At 58.2% G+C, this 15135-nt stretch carries 13 protein-coding genes; 6 read left to right on the forward strand and 7 right to left on the reverse strand.

Going from position 1 to position 15135, the window contains the following annotated elements; all coding sequences use genetic code 11:
• The first annotated feature begins 124 nt into the window (after nucleotides 1–124).
• Both azf and QNM96_RS05085 read left to right on the forward strand, forming a co-directional pair.
• Nucleotides 125–868: an NAD-dependent glucose-6-phosphate dehydrogenase Azf gene (gene azf / locus QNM96_RS05080; protein WP_283834917.1), complete on the forward strand. Its 744-nt coding sequence runs from the start codon at nucleotides 125–127 to the stop codon at nucleotides 866–868.
• 183 nt (nucleotides 869–1051) lie between these two features.
• The gene (locus QNM96_RS05085) at nucleotides 1052–1357 is read left to right on the forward strand and encodes a hypothetical protein (RefSeq protein WP_345782517.1); all 306 of its coding nucleotides are present in this window, start codon (nucleotides 1052–1054) and stop codon (nucleotides 1355–1357) included.
• A gap of 48 nt (nucleotides 1358–1405) precedes the next feature.
• On the opposite strand, the gene QNM96_RS05090 is transcribed toward QNM96_RS05085, so the two are convergent.
• The 3 genes from QNM96_RS05090 to QNM96_RS05100 all read right to left on the reverse strand — a co-directional run bounded on the left by QNM96_RS05090 (nucleotide 1406) and on the right by QNM96_RS05100 (nucleotide 4526).
• Nucleotides 1406–2020, reverse strand: coding sequence for a DUF309 domain-containing protein (locus QNM96_RS05090; protein ID WP_283834919.1), 615 nt, complete (start codon nucleotides 2018–2020; stop codon nucleotides 1406–1408).
• Nucleotides 2021–2612: 592 nt separating this feature from the next.
• Nucleotides 2613–3710 carry an aminopeptidase gene (locus tag QNM96_RS05095; protein ID WP_283834920.1) on the reverse strand — a complete coding sequence of 366 codons (1098 nt, stop codon included), beginning with the start codon at nucleotides 3708–3710 and terminating at the stop codon, nucleotides 2613–2615.
• A gap of 93 nt (nucleotides 3711–3803) precedes the next feature.
• Nucleotides 3804–4526 carry a queuosine precursor transporter gene (locus QNM96_RS05100; RefSeq protein ID WP_283834921.1) on the reverse strand — a complete coding sequence of 241 codons (723 nt, stop codon included), beginning with the start codon at nucleotides 4524–4526 and terminating at the stop codon, nucleotides 3804–3806.
• A 306-nt stretch (nucleotides 4527–4832) separates the two neighbouring features.
• Between QNM96_RS05100 and QNM96_RS05105 the strand changes: the two genes are divergently transcribed.
• On the forward strand, nucleotides 4833–5027 hold the full coding sequence (locus QNM96_RS05105; protein ID WP_283834922.1) for a cold shock domain-containing protein: 195 nt from the start codon (nucleotides 4833–4835) through the stop codon (nucleotides 5025–5027).
• A gap of 218 nt (nucleotides 5028–5245) precedes the next feature.
• Nucleotides 5246–6502 carry a PQQ-binding-like beta-propeller repeat protein gene (locus tag QNM96_RS05110; protein WP_283834923.1) on the forward strand — a complete coding sequence of 419 codons (1257 nt, stop codon included), beginning with the start codon at nucleotides 5246–5248 and terminating at the stop codon, nucleotides 6500–6502.
• Nucleotides 6503–6567: 65 nt separating this feature from the next.
• Here QNM96_RS05110 and QNM96_RS05115 read toward each other — a convergent pair whose 3' ends face one another.
• The 4 genes from QNM96_RS05115 to QNM96_RS05130 form a co-directional block, all read right to left on the reverse strand.
• The gene (locus tag QNM96_RS05115; protein WP_283834924.1) at nucleotides 6568–9663 is read right to left on the reverse strand and encodes a hypothetical protein; all 3096 of its coding nucleotides are present in this window, start codon (nucleotides 9661–9663) and stop codon (nucleotides 6568–6570) included.
• Complete coding sequence (locus QNM96_RS05120; protein ID WP_283834925.1) at nucleotides 9660–10724, reverse strand: hypothetical protein; 1065 nt, start codon at nucleotides 10722–10724, stop codon at nucleotides 9660–9662. The genes QNM96_RS05115 and QNM96_RS05120 overlap by 4 nt, the downstream gene beginning before the upstream one ends.
• Nucleotides 10724–11191 carry a hypothetical protein gene (locus QNM96_RS05125; protein ID WP_283834926.1) on the reverse strand — a complete coding sequence of 156 codons (468 nt, stop codon included), beginning with the start codon at nucleotides 11189–11191 and terminating at the stop codon, nucleotides 10724–10726. The genes QNM96_RS05120 and QNM96_RS05125 overlap by 1 nt, the downstream gene beginning before the upstream one ends.
• A gap of 281 nt (nucleotides 11192–11472) precedes the next feature.
• Nucleotides 11473–12528, reverse strand: coding sequence for an ATPase (locus QNM96_RS05130; protein ID WP_283834927.1), 1056 nt, complete (start codon nucleotides 12526–12528; stop codon nucleotides 11473–11475).
• Between the two features lie 148 nt (nucleotides 12529–12676).
• On the opposite strand from QNM96_RS05130, the gene QNM96_RS05135 reads away from it, so the two are divergent.
• A complete protein-coding gene (locus tag QNM96_RS05135; protein WP_283834928.1) occupies nucleotides 12677–13141 on the forward strand; it encodes a hypothetical protein in 465 nt (154 codons plus the stop codon).
• 50 nt (nucleotides 13142–13191) lie between these two features.
• Nucleotides 13192–15132 (forward strand): type II/IV secretion system ATPase subunit, encoded by a 1941-nt coding sequence (locus QNM96_RS05140; protein WP_283834929.1) that lies wholly within the window; start codon nucleotides 13192–13194, stop codon nucleotides 15130–15132.
• Nucleotides 15133–15135 lie beyond the last annotated feature (3 nt).

Genomic DNA, 15135 nt, shown 5'->3' on the forward strand with positions numbered 1-15135 from the left:
CCTGGTGAGGGTATTTCGACCGGTGACTCGAGCAGACGGATTCGTCAATAGGTGGAATTGGTTCCTGCCCACGCCGACGCAGAACCGCATGGTACTTATCGACGCTGTGTTTCACACCAAACGAATGGCACAGTCCGTCCTGCTAACGGGGGCGTCGGGGCGTGTCGGGAAGGCGGTCCTCGGCGACCTCGCCGAAGCCTACGAGTGGCGCTTGCTCGATCGTGACCCGCCGACCGACGATCTCCCGGGCGAGTTCGTCGTCGCCGATATCACCGACGACGACGCAGTTCGCGAGGCGATGGAGGGTATCGACGTCGTCGTCCACCTGGCCGGCGATCCGCGTCCGGAAGCGCCGTGGAACAGCGTCCTGACGAACAACATCGACGGAACGCGGACGGTCTACGAGGCCGCGGTCGAGACGGACGTCGAAAAGGTCGTCTTCGCCTCCTCGAACCACGCCGTCGGCGCGTACGAAACCGACGAGCGGACGCCCGATATGTACCGCCCGGACGACGAATTCCTGCTCGACGGTACGGAACTCCCCCGTCCGACCAACCTCTACGGGGTTTCGAAAGCCGCCGGCGAAACCCTCGGACGATACTACCACGATGAACACGGCCTCTCCGTCGTCTCGGTTCGCATCGGGAACCTCACCGAAGGGCACCCGCCGATCGACTACGAGCGCGGTCAGGCGATGTGGCTCTCTTATCGCGACTGCGCCCACCTCTTCGATCGGTGCATTCAGGCCGACTACGACTACGAAATCGTCTACGGCATCTCGGATAACGATCGGAAGTACTACTCACTAAAGCGGGCTCGAGAGGTCCTCGACTACGAGCCACAGGACAACTCCGCCCATCACGATTAAGACGGACTCGAGAAGGAAGGTACTGACAAACGGCTAGTTTCGAACGGGAGAGCGACTCGAGAAAGAGGGCTGCTCGACGCTCAGAACGACGGTTATCTCCGACCCCGACGCAGTTTCGGTCGCGGTTTTCAGTACGTACGATCGACGCATACAGCTATGTCTCGAGAACACGAATCGACGACCATGAGCGACGACGGCGATTCCACGGACTCGTTCGATCTGTCGAATCCCGATCGCGTACAGCTCGGCGTCACACGCGGCGAATACGACCTCGAGATCGGCGGACCCCGCGAACACCCCGATCGCGCCGACATCGCGGTCCGGCCGGCTGAGGACGGCCACTTGCTGGTTACGGTCGACGCGATGGCGGGCGACCACGCCACGGGCCACGCGGACGTCGAACTCACACTCGAGGATGCCCGGGCGTTGCAGGAGATGCTCGAGGGGACGATCCGATGGATGAGCGAGGAAGTCGAGACAGAAGAGTAGTCGACGACTCCAGACGCACACAACCAACAGCGCAAGACGGATTCGAACTCAGAACAGCCCTTCAACGTCGGATTCTTTCGCCGCCCTGCGCTCGACGTGGCCGGAGAGTCGGCTGTAGATGATCCCCCTGTTCTCGGCTTCGCGGGCGAAATCGTACAACAGCGAGATGAATCGACTGTCGTCGCGCCCTCGCTCGAGATCACGTACTACGTACGAACTCGCCTGCTCGAGAACCGCCTCGTCGTACCCCCACTCTTCGGCCAGCACAGGTGCCGCGATAGCGAGTGCTTCGGGTTCGAGGTCGGCCACTCGAGGAACGGATCCTTCGTGAACGAGATCGATCGGTGGTCGTCGCTCGAGGAGTTCCGGATCCGCGGCGAGGTCGGCGAGAAACGGTCGAAGTTCCTCGATAGCGACGCCACGATATTGCTCCGGGAGCACCTCGAGGTACTCGCTAGCACTTCGGGCCAGTCCGGTACATCCCTCCCAGTTCCCATTATGGGCGTGATAGACCGACGCAGTGAACTGGATCAATCCGTGGAGCAGTTGCTCGTCGTCGGTCCCTGCCTTGAGGTCGAGCCAGTGTGCTTCCCAGGCGTCGTGTGCGGCGTGGAACTCGCCGTCGTTGTAGATGGCGATCCCGGCGCGGAGTGACTCTCGCATAGTCGTCCCTGTTCTGTCGTTGGTTCCAGACACCGAAAACGGTACGGGACTCGAAATCCGACGACTGGCGGCCACAGACAGCGGAGAGGTAGCGTCGTCCCCGCCAGTAGGTACACTCAAGGACGGTCGCTACGTTCGAACGGGAGCGACACGCTCGAACGAGAGAGATCACTCAGCGTCGATCTTAGAGACGATCCACAGAAGGGGGGTACTGCCGGATATGTACCGCCTCCGGCAAGGCGGACAGACAACTGTCGAACGCGGGAAGAGATGGTACGGCCATCCCACCGGTTACTGGCCGCCACCGGTCAGGCGGTATTCTGTGAGAAGAGACGGTTGGGTATTACTATGAAGTCGTTTCTCGGACCGTTCGGAGAGTTTACTACGGCTAAATTCAGTTAAGCCACCATTGACGCCCTCCACACGACTACAGTCGTGGGTTTTTTCCTGTACTTCGTGTAAGAGCATATTAGCGACACAACTCGGTTGGGAGCCCACCGACGAGGGCGCGGTAGTAGAATGCTAATCAACGGTACACCAGAGCGCGGGTCCAAAATCGGACACCACAGACTCCGTCTACCCGAAAAGAGCGTCACCCGGAGAAGCCGTCTTCCCACCGGAACAACCCGTTTCGCTGGATAACCTCCCCGTCGACCTCGAGCCTGGATTCCTCGCTGACGTCGGTGATCAAGTCGACGTGGACCGCGGACTCGTTGCCGGAGGCTCCCTCCGGAAGGCAGGCGTCGTAGGCGCGTCCGACCGCGAGGTGGACGGTCTCGCCCATCTTTTCGTCGAAAAGAATGTTATCCGTATACCGATCGATACCGCGATTCATTCCGATTCCGAGTTCGCCAAGTCTGCGAGCTCCGTCGTCCGTCTCGATGATATCACCGAGAATTGCTTCACCCTGCTCGGCGTCGTAATCGACGACTTCACCCTCTGTAAACTCGAGGCGAACGTTTCGAACCGTTTCTCCCTGAAGCGTCATCGGTACGTCGAACGTCACCTCCCCCGCAGTGGCGTAGGGTGCCGTAAACACCTCTCCGCTGGGAAGGTTGTGCGAATCGTACGCGACCGACGCCGCGCTGTTGACCGCCGTTCGGTCGTCGATTCGCATCGTGAGATCAGTGCCACTCGAGACGAGTCGAACGACCTCCCCCTCATCGAGTATCGTCTTCAGGTTGCTCATCTTCTCGGCCAGGGACTCCCAGTCGCGACAGATCGCGTCGTAGGCGAACGCCCGGTACTCCTCGTAGGACATGTTCGCCTGCTGTGCGAGCGACCGCGTCGGATGGACCGTCGACACCCAGCGAGTATCGAACCGTGCCTCGCGAACGTCCTGTCGTGCCTGCCTGTGGGCCTGACGCGTTTCGCCAGGCACGTCCGCAGTCGCGCTCGTGTTTCGGCCACCGCCGAGCGAGAGAGAGACATCGGCGTTCTCGAACAGGGCCAGTTCGTGGGCCGAATCCTCGTCGAAATCGCCGTCGTGAGCGCGGAGGTACGCACGGTCTATCTCACCTGAGCTATAGGTCGCACACAGGTTCGCGCCGCGTTCTCCCAGCTTTTCCGCGACCGCGACGGCTAGCTCGTGAGCTTCGGGGCCGACCGAAACGATGACGTCGTCCCCGGCCTCGACTCGAGCGCTCCAGTCGACCAGCACTTCGGCGTGGTCGCGTACACGTTCGTCCATACCCGTGGGTTGGCCGGGGCTCACTAAATCGTACGGATCGGCTCGAGACGAATCACCGACAGAATTCGGCTGGACCGCAAAGAAGGCGATGAGCTACGCCGAAGCTGGTTCCTCGACGCCATCACCGTCGCGCGAGCGAACGATCGCGACGATAGCGTACACGAACGGCGTATCGACGACGGCGATTGCCAGTTTGAGCAGGTACTGACCGATCATCAGACCAAGCACGGCCTCGAGAGGAATAGCAACCCCCACGCCGAACAGCCGCGGTGCAATCGCGAACGCGACAGAGACGAAGATGACGGTATCGATCGCCTGACTGCTGGCCGTAGAGCCGATGTTCCGAAGCCAGAGTCGCTCGCCGTCGGTGTACTCGCGGATCCGATGGAAAACGATAACGTCCCAGTTTTGACTCACGAGATACGCGAGCAGACTTCCCGCGACGATATTCGCTGCGGGACCGAGAACGGCGGCGAACTCGCCGGCGGCGACGGGTGAGGTTTCCGACGCCGGAGCAATGATCGTCGACCAGACCAACAGGAGAACGACGAAGTTCATCGCGAACGCAACGTTGACGACGATTTGGGCCGCTTTCCGTCCATACAGTTCGGCGTAACAATCGCTCGCGAGAAACGTTAGCGCGTAGGCGAGTGCCGCGCCAGGAAGCAGGAGTTCCGCACCCGTGATCGGAACTGCAAACGGGAGTTCGAACGCGAGGATTTTCGACGCTGTCAACTGAGCCGTCACGAGCGCGGTGACGAAAAGTCCGATCAGTGCCACCTGTGCAATCGACGGGGTGGCTCGAGTCGTTGTCATGCTCGTCGGCTATCCGGTCGAGCTACCTAAACGATACTATTCAAAACGCCCGTGAGGATGCGTTCGTTCCTATCACGGTATTACCAAGGTATGAAACGGCAGCGAACAAAGAGCGGGTCGAGGGAGGGTAGAGATCATATTTCTGCTTTCTGAGCTACTTAATATCACAATACAAATAATAAACGAACATGAGATGATGCGAGCTATTTTCGAGGGTTCTCGACCTTCGGAGAACAATCATCTCCGGTTCGAAAGGAATCCTATAACGTAACTGTTATACGGGTCGTGTGGTTTGGTATAATCGTAATGGCGCAAGGCAACGTTGATTTCTTCAACGACACAGGCGGCTACGGTTTCATCGAGACAGACGACGCGGACGACGACGTGTTCTTCCACATGGAAGACGTTGGCGGCCCGGACCTCGAAGAAGGCACAGATATCGAATTCGACATCGAACAAGCACCGAAAGGTCCCCGCGCAACCAACGTCACCCGCTTGTAAACGGGTCCGCGTTCAGTAGCCGGATTTTCAACTTTCATAACCCTTCTACCGTTGGGTTTATTTTTGACCGCTCGAGGAACAACGAACTCAGCAACTGGTACGGTACTCTCGAGTAACTCAATTTGGGAGGTGCTACTCGAGGGGGTATTCGTACGGCCGTGTCAATATTCCATATTGATCCCGGAAAGATTATTTAGCATAGGTGATTCCAGAGAAACATGATTGACGGTCGATCGACGCAGACCCGCCGTCGCTTGCTGGTCACCTGTGCCGGAGCGACGGCTGGAGTAGCTGGCCTTGCGGGTTGTACGGCTGATGATGAGAACGACGATGGCGAGAATGGAGACGATGGGAACGGTGACGGCCCCGGTGAGTTTGACGAGGAGAACGCGGAGTACGGTGTCTGGCCGATGGCCCACTACGATGCGGCTAATACCGCAGTTGCACCGAACAGCGGCCCCGAGAGTGAACCAGAAAAAGAGTGGTCAGTGGAAGTTGATAGCAGTCCTACAGTCCCCGTGGTAGCAAACAGGACTGTTTTCGTTGGTGAGCGTGGGGGGAAATACCATGGGATAGATCTCGTAGATGGAGAGACGTTGTGGGAGCATGAGCCAAATGAGTGGGGAGATCTTCGTGGAGAAGAGAATACAATCTTTACACCTTCGGTCTCGAATACTGCAGTTTACGTATCCGGTGATGGTGTTGAAGCGTTAGAACACAGTGGGGAAAAACTCTGGACGAGTGATCACGACACACTATTTAATTTTCGAATCTATGAAGAAACAATCTACGGTCGAACGAATGAATATCTATACGGAATCGATGAAGAGACAGGAGAAGAGGTTCTCAAAATCCAAGCCTCTGATGAAATTGAAACGTTAGCTATTGATGGCGAACGAATTATTGTAGCGACTCGTAAAGGGGGCGAAGATTTTCTACTTGAGGGTTATGAAAGGAGTTCAGGAGATAACCTATGGAACCAAGCGATTAATGATGTTCGTGGCGCAGAGCCGGATATTCGTATTGTTGACGGTACAATTTATACAGTGAGGGATATGGAAGTTATCTCAATTGAAATAGAATCTGGTGATGTGGAGAGCCTATATGACTTCTCAGAATCGAACACTAGACCTGCTCAACCCACAGTTTATGATGGTAGAGTATATGTGCCTACAGAACTTCCCGAAGTGCCAGTTTTAAACAGTGAAACTGGAGAGCGGGTTTCTGAATGGGAGAATAGAAGATTAAAAGGAAGGACAAGCTGGAGAATGCCAATTTCTAGTGAGACACTCTACGTCTGGACACCAGGAACGGTAAATTCACCTGGTGTTATTAATGCTCTGAATCCAGAAACTGGTGAGAAAAATTGGGAAATGGAATCAACGTTGACGGGACATCCAACCGGCCCGATAGTTCTTGAAGATTCATTACTTTATGCAGACAATTCAGATAACACAATTGTGCTGTATAGATAGATGCCAATTTTATTATTTAAGTTATATAAAATATTAGACTTTTCTCTTACTTTATACGCATATAACTATTTTGGATGGCACTCTAACTCAGCAACGCTATCTGAATTGTAATCTGGGCCAACAAAATCCCATGTTGGTGAACAATGTTCGATCCCATCATCTATAGATTCACCAGGATCCGCCACACTCGGAACCCCACCACTCCCCATCACACCACCAGGCATCATCACGATTACTTCAATCGTACTCTCGAAATCAACGGGATTGTTCGCTCCAACGGTGATTTTCTCACCATCCTCGAGTTCCAGTTCGATCGGTCGGTGTTCACGGACGAACGACAGACGGTCGCCACTCGAGGCGTCGCCGACGGTCGCACTCACCTCGAATCGGGCGTATTCGCCGCGTACCTCGACGTTCCAGCTGTTGAGCTGTGCGAGGTATAGCGCCGGTGGGTACGGGATAAGCGGTACGCCGGGCCATCCGACACGGTTGTCCGTGTGTATCGCCATCGGGGCGTGTTCGGTTTCGCCACCTACGTCGGTGATCGTATCGTCTTCCGGACGTACCGCCGGATCCCTGTCCTCGCTGATGTTTTCTGCGGTCAAATACGTTGGCGAGCCAGCGGCTTCGAACTGGGCATCCTCGAGCACCGGCGAGCCCTCGATATCGTCCGGTTCGTAGTCCACGTCGGCGTTTAACGCATCCTGAGTGAATCCGAGCACGTCATCGAGTGCGTCCATGCCGCTCCCACCAGCGTCGTCAACGTGTTCGCCCATCTCGTCTAACCCGTCTTCGTAGGGCTCTGCGACGAGTTCGAGCCAGTAATAGAGTCGATCGAAGTACGCCTTTCGCACCTGGGCGATGGTCTCCGCCGCCGGCGTTTCGTAAGTTTCGCCCTCGAGATCGTCATAGACGAAGTTGTCTTCGTATTCGTTCTGCACGTGTTCGATCGCTCGTTCGGGTGGCGTCGGCGTCTCCATCATCTCGGTTCGTTCGACCTCGAAGGGGTGTTCGTCGATGACCTCGAGGAATCCGTGGTGGGTCTCCTCGAGGTCGGATCGAACCTCCTTGATGAGAGTGTCTTCTGAATCCGGTTTGAGGTCGTCCAACTCGACCATCTCCGACGAACCGCTGTCTAGCAGTATCGCTTCCGTGTCGTCTTCAATCGTCTCTGTCGAGGAAATCGTCTCGCCCTCGAGCGACTCGAGGTCATCAGTAAAGTCGGCGCGTACCGAACCGTTGGTCTCCGCCGTCGTCAACGCCGTGATTCCGGATTTGAATCCTTCCTCGAAATTATCCCGCCAGCCGTCATCGTCGGTGTACCCCGACTCGTAGTCGCTCTCTATCGGACGGTCCTCGACCGGGAACTCATCACGGTCGTAGTACTCGCCTTGCCGATCGAACCCGTACTCGCCATCGATTGCGATATCCGCGCTGAGAGACACCGTTCGGTCGGTAATGAACGTCTTCGTCCGTGGTGTCACATTCTCCGGGTCGTCGGATTCCCACGTTTGAGAGCGCTCGAGATCGAGTTCGGCCGCTGCGCTAACTTCGTGAAGGGTTCGATCGCTCGAGTCACCGTCTTCGAACGTGTCGTGATCAACGTGGATGTCCGAAACGGAATCGACGACGGTCGTGTCGTCGGATTCGGTGTAGTTGGCTCGATCATCGGGAGAATCGGCATCTGGCATGCCACCCGAAACGTGGACTGATTCGGTTTCACGCTCGAGGTCGACCTGATAGAGTTCCTCGACGATGTCCCGGACGCTCCGATCGTACTCGTCGTCTCCGGCCGGGAGATTCCCGTCGTCGATGTCGGTTTCGGGCGCGATATTCCCCTCAGCTACCTCATCGCTCGTCCGGTCTTCCATCCACCCGACGATGTCTTGGGCTTCTTCGACGGAGTACTCCATGTACGCTGCCTGAGCGACATCCTCGAGTGGCACCTCCTCCGTTCCGTCCATCACGTCCATTTCACCGAGCCCGTCGACGAGGAGGTCGGACAGATCCGGCATGTTAGGGAGCTCACCGGTTGCTTCGTCTCCGAACAGCCACTCCTGTACTTCACCGCCGTCACAGAGCTGTTCTTTGACATCATCAATTACCGTCCCATCTTCGACCCCCTCAGCATCGGTTCCGATGTCGGCCTCGGCCTGATCGACGAGCTGTTCGGTTCCGTCGGAACTATCGCCACCCGCGAGATCGTTGCCGATTTGCGTAGCCAGACAGATGAATCCGGGTCGCATCGTTCGGTCCGCATACGGGTCTTGCGTTCCGAAGACGTCGTTCTGGACGTCGAATATCGCGTGATTTGCCAGGACTTCAGTGTGCTTGACGTCGATTACCTCCTCAAAATCGTGCTGATCGGGTCCTCGAGTCGGTTGCATCCGATCCCAACCGGCTTTGAAGTAGGCGAACGGGTAGAGGCGAGCGCCCAGATGCTGGCCAAGACCATCCAGACTCGAGCCGATCGATTCGTCGAAGAACCCGCTGTTCAGTTGGGTTTCGTACTCGGTGAGCCGGTCGTTTAGCTCGAAAACTGGCGTCCCGACACTTACTGTAACTGGACGACTCTGTTCGACCTCCGTGCCTCCGTTTCGGGAAGCGCGGAATTCGACCGCTTCGACCGTCGCCGCGACGGTTCCTGTCTCGACATCAGCATCGAAATGGCCGATATCGAGATCGACCCGATCGATCGCTTCGTCTGGATCGATCGACTCGTCATCTCCGGATGATGTGACAGCGGGGATCGACACGTTCGCCGTGACATCCGACCGAACGTCGCCACCTGCGTTCGATAGTGTGTCCGTCGCTTCCAGATAAACGAGCAGTTTGACATAGTTCTCGAACCGTTCGTCCCGATCGTCCGCGTCGGCAATCGCATCGACTTCGCTCTCTGCAGAGGAGTTGATCGGTGCCATTCCAGCCCGATAACTCGCCTCGAGAACCGCGGTCCGAAGCTCTCCCTGGGCTTGCGCCACGGCTCGGTCCATCGCAATCTCCGTGTCTCGATCGGTAGTCGGGTCGGGCCGAGTCTCGAGCGTTGCAACGATCATCACGCTCGAGAGCAAGAGCAATACGGCGATTAGCGCGAAGGGAACTCGCCCACGATCATCGAGATCTATCGAAACTGATCCGCGAGTTCGTCTACGCCCACTCATGGATCCCACGCCTGAACCGTCACGTCGATCGTCTCCGGCGAAGTGACTTCCTCGAACGTCTCCTCGAGCCGTTCGACGACGTTGTCCGCAGTTGAGTCGTGCCAGGTCTGGGTTATTTTCTCGCCGACTGGTCCGTTTCGCATATCTGTTGCGATCCAATCGCCAAGTCCATTGTCGGCGTCGATATCCCCCACGAGCGTTTCGTTTGCTGTCGCCGTATCAGGCGAGGTCCCGCTAATGTGGTCGTCGACAGTCACGTCCACCGGATCTGCCAGTTGTTTGTAGTTGTAGACCGTCACCGAACGTTCGGTGAGTGAAGACTCGAGGGAATATTGGGTGTTTTCGAACGGGAAATAGCCCTCGACGATCGACTCGGCGACGACGGTTGCAACAGCGTCGAACCCATCGGTGTCGGCATCGTCGATGAACGGTGTCCCAACGTCGCTCGTTTCTTCGCGTTCGAACTCACGCGCCAGTTCTTCGGGGTCGAGTTCCGGAACGCCGCTCGTAACCGTCGTGCTCGCGCTCGAGACGTCACCGGTGGAGGGTGGCTGTCGGCCAGCCGTCGCAGTTCCGTTGAGTGACGCGCCGTCGTAGGGAGCCCACGTCGCTACTGCGTAGAAGTGATGCTCGCCGCCGACGTGTGTTCCCCGAATCGAGTGATCAACGGCGTCTTCGTAGGCATCTCCGTAGGCGAAGCGCTGGCTCCCGTCGATCCGAAGATTCGTGAGTGCCGCGTCCGCGAGAAGGCCGATAGAAGAGCCATACGTTGCAACTTCGTAGACCGATTCGCGTTCCGCCGAATCGAGGTCTCCGGGAGGCTCGAAGTTCTCGCTTTCGAGTGTCGAAACGCCTGCCCCGTTCTCCTCGGTGATATCGTACAGGACGGAGCTGGTCGTCGCACTCAAACTCTGGAGGACCTGATCGGCGCGGTCATCCGGTACGGGTTCATCGGAGCTGTCGAGATGAAACCCGATCAACAGCACGCTCGCACTAATCAGGAGTAACGCGAGTGTGATATCCACGACGGTACTCACGCCACGATTTGACGCACCCCTCATCAAGACCACACCTCGACTCGGAGCGTTCCAGCTCGAACTGCCGCCTGGCGATCCACCGTTACCGGAACCAACCGCTCAGCGACGCCGGCATCCTGGGGGGAGTCGTCGACGCTCTCGAGCGAACGTGCGTCTCCGTCGGCATCGAACCGCGCCTCGGCAATCCGCTTCGGCCCCCCGTCTGTGTGTACCTCGACGGAAACGGCCATGTTTTCCCCGTTCGGGATCGATGTCGGTTCGATTTCGCTCGCAACGTTTTGGGATTCGTCGTGAGCGTAGAACGTGGCGCTTTCCTCGAGGTCAGCCCAAACTCGATCGATGGCTGTCTCTTCCTGCGTTCGATCGCTTGTCCCCGGCAGCGTGTCGGTGACGTACACGCCGTAGATTCCGATTCCGACGATGAACGCGGAGACGGCAACGAGGGCAACGAGTGGCTCAGTTTGGCCCCTATTCGATCGACGGAATAACATAGCCACCTCTCAGGAGAGTGTTTCGGTCACGGAAAGCGGGAGTACCAGTGTCGTCGACGCCGTTTGTTGTCGCGCTCTTGGATAGAAACGAGCTATCGGCAACTGCTCGGGTTCGCGAGCGACTCGAGAAGCACGTCAGTAAAAGGAAGCTGGCTACAGCGGTTACCAGCGAGCCACCGTTTACAGCATTATCGAGGTCGCGATTCATACCGGCGTTGGTTCCGGTTTGGTACTTAAACTATAGCGCCGATCGAGGATTGGCACGATCGCCGTGTCTCAGTTCAGTTCTCCGGGAATACGTGACTTGCACGCGGACTGTCCCCACCGTGTGGCGTTTCTCGCGACCGTATCCGCGCGGCGTGGGTGGTCTCAGTTGCGTCGTCGATCACGATGACTTCCCCCGGAGCTTCGGGCATCCGCTCCTCGAGCGTGGCGTTTACGTACGTCGGTTGAGCGCGTTCGAGCGCCTCGAGGTCAGTCCGGGACGTAAGTCGGTGAGAGACGATGATGTCGGACTGAGAGATGCCGACATCGGGGACGGAACTCGGTCGCTGGGTCGCCGAAACGAGGCTCACGCCCGGTGCTCGACCGCGCGTCAGTATCGTCTCGAGTGCCGGGGCGGCGACACCGTCGAAAAACGTGTGCGCTTCGTCGATCAGGAGCCACGGTAACCGGTCAATCGAACCGGTCACTCGAGCGCTGTACAGCGCCTCTGCAACTGCTCGACAGACCGCGTTCATCGGTGCGGAATCGGTGCCAGAGACGTCGATAACAGTTACATCGGGTCCGGCGAGGTCCGCCGGCGTGATACCATCGGTATCAAAAATACCCCAGGACGATGCGAGGCCGAGATGATTGTTCGCCGCTCGCACATCGGAACGTGGGGCATCGGCTTGCTCGATGTGATCGTGCATTTCGTCGATCGTTTCGGTTTCCTGTGCGCCACGCCAGAGTAGTCCGCCAGCGCCGCTTTCGGGACTCAGGCCAAGCAACGCACACCACGATTTTGGATCAAGCACGCCCGGATCGACGGTCGGGCGCTCGAGGACGGTTGCAGAGACAGTGCCTCTCTCAGTTGGTGCCTCAAGCGTCTCGAAAACGCCCATCGGATCGATGAGGACTGGTGAGACACCGGGTGCTCGGGAGAGTGCTTCCGCGACGACACCGAGCGTGAACGACTTTCCGTACCCGCGTTTTCCGACGATTAACATCGCGTGAGGGCCATCCAGATCGAAGTGGAGATCAGCGCCAGTACTGCCATCGAGGGCACGATAACTCCCGAGGTGGCCGACGGGGCCGTCCTCGAGGTCCGCACCCCGGCCGATTACGAAGCTCATACCGAGCGTTGACGATTTCTCCGTTATGAACTGTCGCTCTCGTGGTGCTCCGGTAGCTTTCCCAGAATTCTACGATTTTAAGTAGGAAAACGCATCCACAGACTGCATGAACCAGACCGAGCGAATCGGTCGCCGGGACTGATACGACATGATCAGGTACGTTCTCGCGGTGATTCTCGCCGTTGCGTTACTCGTGCTATCGGTTCCGGCAATCGATCTCGTTGCTGGCGTCCAAACCGAGCGACAACTCGAGGGTGACGTAAGCGATCTCGAGGACGCAACGGTTTCGCTCTTCGAGAACGAAGAGGTTTCCCACGACGGTACGCTCGCTCCGCAACGGACGGTCACACTCACGTTTCCGGATGACTCGTTGACGACAGTTCCTGCTGACTATGTCCGTATCGATCGCGTTCACAACGAGACGAGCATCGTCTCCTACAGCGTCGATGGACGGAGCGAACGCCAGCAAACGATCGACGCGCCGATCGTCTCCGAAGACTCAACGCAAAACGAAACGGTCGAGCTCGGCGGCAGCGGCGAGGAAACGACAATCGTCCTCCGACTCGAGACCGATGCGGCAGGCGATCCCGTTGTTACCCTCGGTTATCCGTGACAACGGAGATCCACCGAGAGTTTAAAACCGAAGCCGAAGGAGACCGGCTCATGTCGAAGAACGCCTCACCGCCTTCCGTGCGATCTCTTTGCCCCCAGTGGGTCGCAGGCGCGTTCGGGTTGTCCGAAATCTTCTCTCGCTCGGCAGACGATTCGAGTGTCTGCTGTTGTGACGTTGAGTTCGACGAACGGACGTTACTCGTCGATGCGAACAACTGTTCGGGTGAACTCGCCAAATCGAGCGCCTGCAGACGAACCGTTATCGAAGCGCTCGAGGACCGCGAGGCGACGTCCATCCTCGTTCGCTCGAACGGACTCGAGTATCGGTATCCCGATCGTGGCGTCGCAGTGCTCGCCGCAGCGGGCCGGTTCATCGAACTTGTGGGTGAACGTGACGAGCGATTGGCCGATACAGCGACCGAAGATCCGCTCGACGTAGCCGTCGAACTCGAAGGACGCATCGGCGAAATTGCCGACATCGGCGTCGAATCGGGCCTACTCGAGAGTTCGATGGGGATCGAAAACTACGACGATATTCTGACGCCGCTGGGCGGGCCGTCGATCGCACACTACTTCGTCGATCCGTCGGTAAGCGACTCCGCACAACTTCGGGACATCCGAACGCTCGAGACAGGTACTACGGCACGGATCTATTCGAGGGACGACAGCGTCCCGCTGTACGAACTCGAAGTCGTCGACCTTTCGTTAGGCGAGCAGACGAGGATCCTTCTGGAGGGGTACGAAGCGATCGCGGACGGTAACGTCGATGGCGACCGCGCTCCGTCGCGGGCTATCGAATCGGTGAGCGACGAACCGGTCGATCCGCTGTTAACCAGCGTTCTCAGAAAACACACGAGCGGTTACGGGATTCTCGAGGATCTGTTTGCGGATCCGCGAATCACCGATGTCTACGCCACGTCGCCGGTTTCGCAGAATCCAATTCGGGTCGTCGTCGACGGTGAATCGATGGCGACGAACATCTATCTGACCTCCGGCGGGTCGAAAGCGCTCGCGTCCCGCGTTCGCCGAACCAGCGGGCGTCCGTTTTCTCGCGCGGCGCCGACGGTCGATGCGACGGCTGATCTCGAGAACGGAACGGGCGTCCGCATCGCGGGCGTCACCGACCCGGTTGCGGACGGGATCGCGTTTGCCTTCCGGGAACAGGCCGACGAGACGTTCACGCTGCCGGCGCTCGTCGAAAACGGAACGATATCCGCATCGGTGGCGGCGTTTCTCTCGGTCGCGATCGAACGCAACGCGGCAACGCTTATCGCGGGAACTCGTGGGGCCGGAAAGACGACGCTCCTCGGAACGTTGCTCTACGAACTGACGCCGGATACGAGAACAGTTGTCATCGAGGATACACCCGAACTGCCCGTCGATCCGCTCCAGTCCGTCGGTCGCGACGTACAAGCGCTTCGAACGGGTCTGGGGGACGGGCCCGAAATATCGCCCGCTGAGGCGCTTCGAACCGCGCTTCGACTCGGCGACGGTGCACTCGTCGTCGGCGAAATCCGAGGCGAAGAAGCTCGCGTCCTGTACGAGGCGATGCGCGTCGGCGCGAACGCCAACGCGGTCCTCGGGACGATTCACGGAGACGGTGCCGCTGACGTCTACGAACGCGTCGTTTCCGACCTGAAGGTCGAACCATCCTCATTCGGTGCAACCGACCTCGTCGTAACTGTACAGAGCTATCGGACCGGTGAGGGGAAAAAGCGGCGTCTCGCCAGGATCGAGGAGGTGATCGGAAGCGGCGACGACATCCGATTCGAACCGCTGTACGCGCTCGAGGGAGAGCAGGCGACCTCGACCGGTCGGATCGGCCGCGGAGAGAGCCGACTCGTCGATCGACTAGCCGGCCCAACAGCAGCGTATGCAGACGTTCGAGCAGCGATCGAATCGCGAACGAATCTTATTTCGTCGCTGGCCAAAGACGGGCGAACGGATCCCCAGGAGGTGGCTGCGGCCTACGCGAGCCGTCATATCGCGTAGTTC

The organism is Halostagnicola sp. A-GB9-2, assembly GCF_030068615.1.
In the GTDB taxonomy this organism is placed as follows: Archaea; Halobacteriota; Halobacteria; order Halobacteriales; family Natrialbaceae; genus Halostagnicola.

What these genes read in the sequence shown, in the direction of transcription:
- QNM96_RS05140 (WP_283834929.1), top strand. Translation starts at nt 13,192, where the DNA reads ATGTCGAAGAACGCCTCACCGCCTTCCGTGCGATCTCTTTGCCCCCAG.
- QNM96_RS05100 (WP_283834921.1), bottom strand. Translation starts at nt 4,526, where the DNA reads ATGACAACGACTCGAGCCACCCCGTCGATTGCACAGGTGGCACTGATC.
- QNM96_RS05120 (WP_283834925.1), bottom strand. Translation starts at nt 10,724, where the DNA reads ATGAGGGGTGCGTCAAATCGTGGCGTGAGTACCGTCGTGGATATCACA.
- QNM96_RS05130 (WP_283834927.1), bottom strand. Translation starts at nt 12,528, where the DNA reads ATGAGCTTCGTAATCGGCCGGGGTGCGGACCTCGAGGACGGCCCCGTC.
- QNM96_RS05090 (WP_283834919.1), bottom strand. Translation starts at nt 2,020, where the DNA reads ATGCGAGAGTCACTCCGCGCCGGGATCGCCATCTACAACGACGGCGAG.
- azf (WP_283834917.1), top strand. Translation starts at nt 125, where the DNA reads ATGGCACAGTCCGTCCTGCTAACGGGGGCGTCGGGGCGTGTCGGGAAG.
- QNM96_RS05110 (WP_283834923.1), top strand. Translation starts at nt 5,246, where the DNA reads ATGATTGACGGTCGATCGACGCAGACCCGCCGTCGCTTGCTGGTCACC.
- QNM96_RS05115 (WP_283834924.1), bottom strand. Translation starts at nt 9,663, where the DNA reads ATGAGTGGGCGTAGACGAACTCGCGGATCAGTTTCGATAGATCTCGAT.
- QNM96_RS05105 (WP_283834922.1), top strand. Translation starts at nt 4,833, where the DNA reads ATGGCGCAAGGCAACGTTGATTTCTTCAACGACACAGGCGGCTACGGT.
- QNM96_RS05095 (WP_283834920.1), bottom strand. Translation starts at nt 3,710, where the DNA reads ATGGACGAACGTGTACGCGACCACGCCGAAGTGCTGGTCGACTGGAGC.
- QNM96_RS05125 (WP_283834926.1), bottom strand. Translation starts at nt 11,191, where the DNA reads ATGTTATTCCGTCGATCGAATAGGGGCCAAACTGAGCCACTCGTTGCC.
- QNM96_RS05085 (WP_345782517.1), top strand. Translation starts at nt 1,052, where the DNA reads ATGAGCGACGACGGCGATTCCACGGACTCGTTCGATCTGTCGAATCCC.
- QNM96_RS05135 (WP_283834928.1), top strand. Translation starts at nt 12,677, where the DNA reads ATGATCAGGTACGTTCTCGCGGTGATTCTCGCCGTTGCGTTACTCGTG.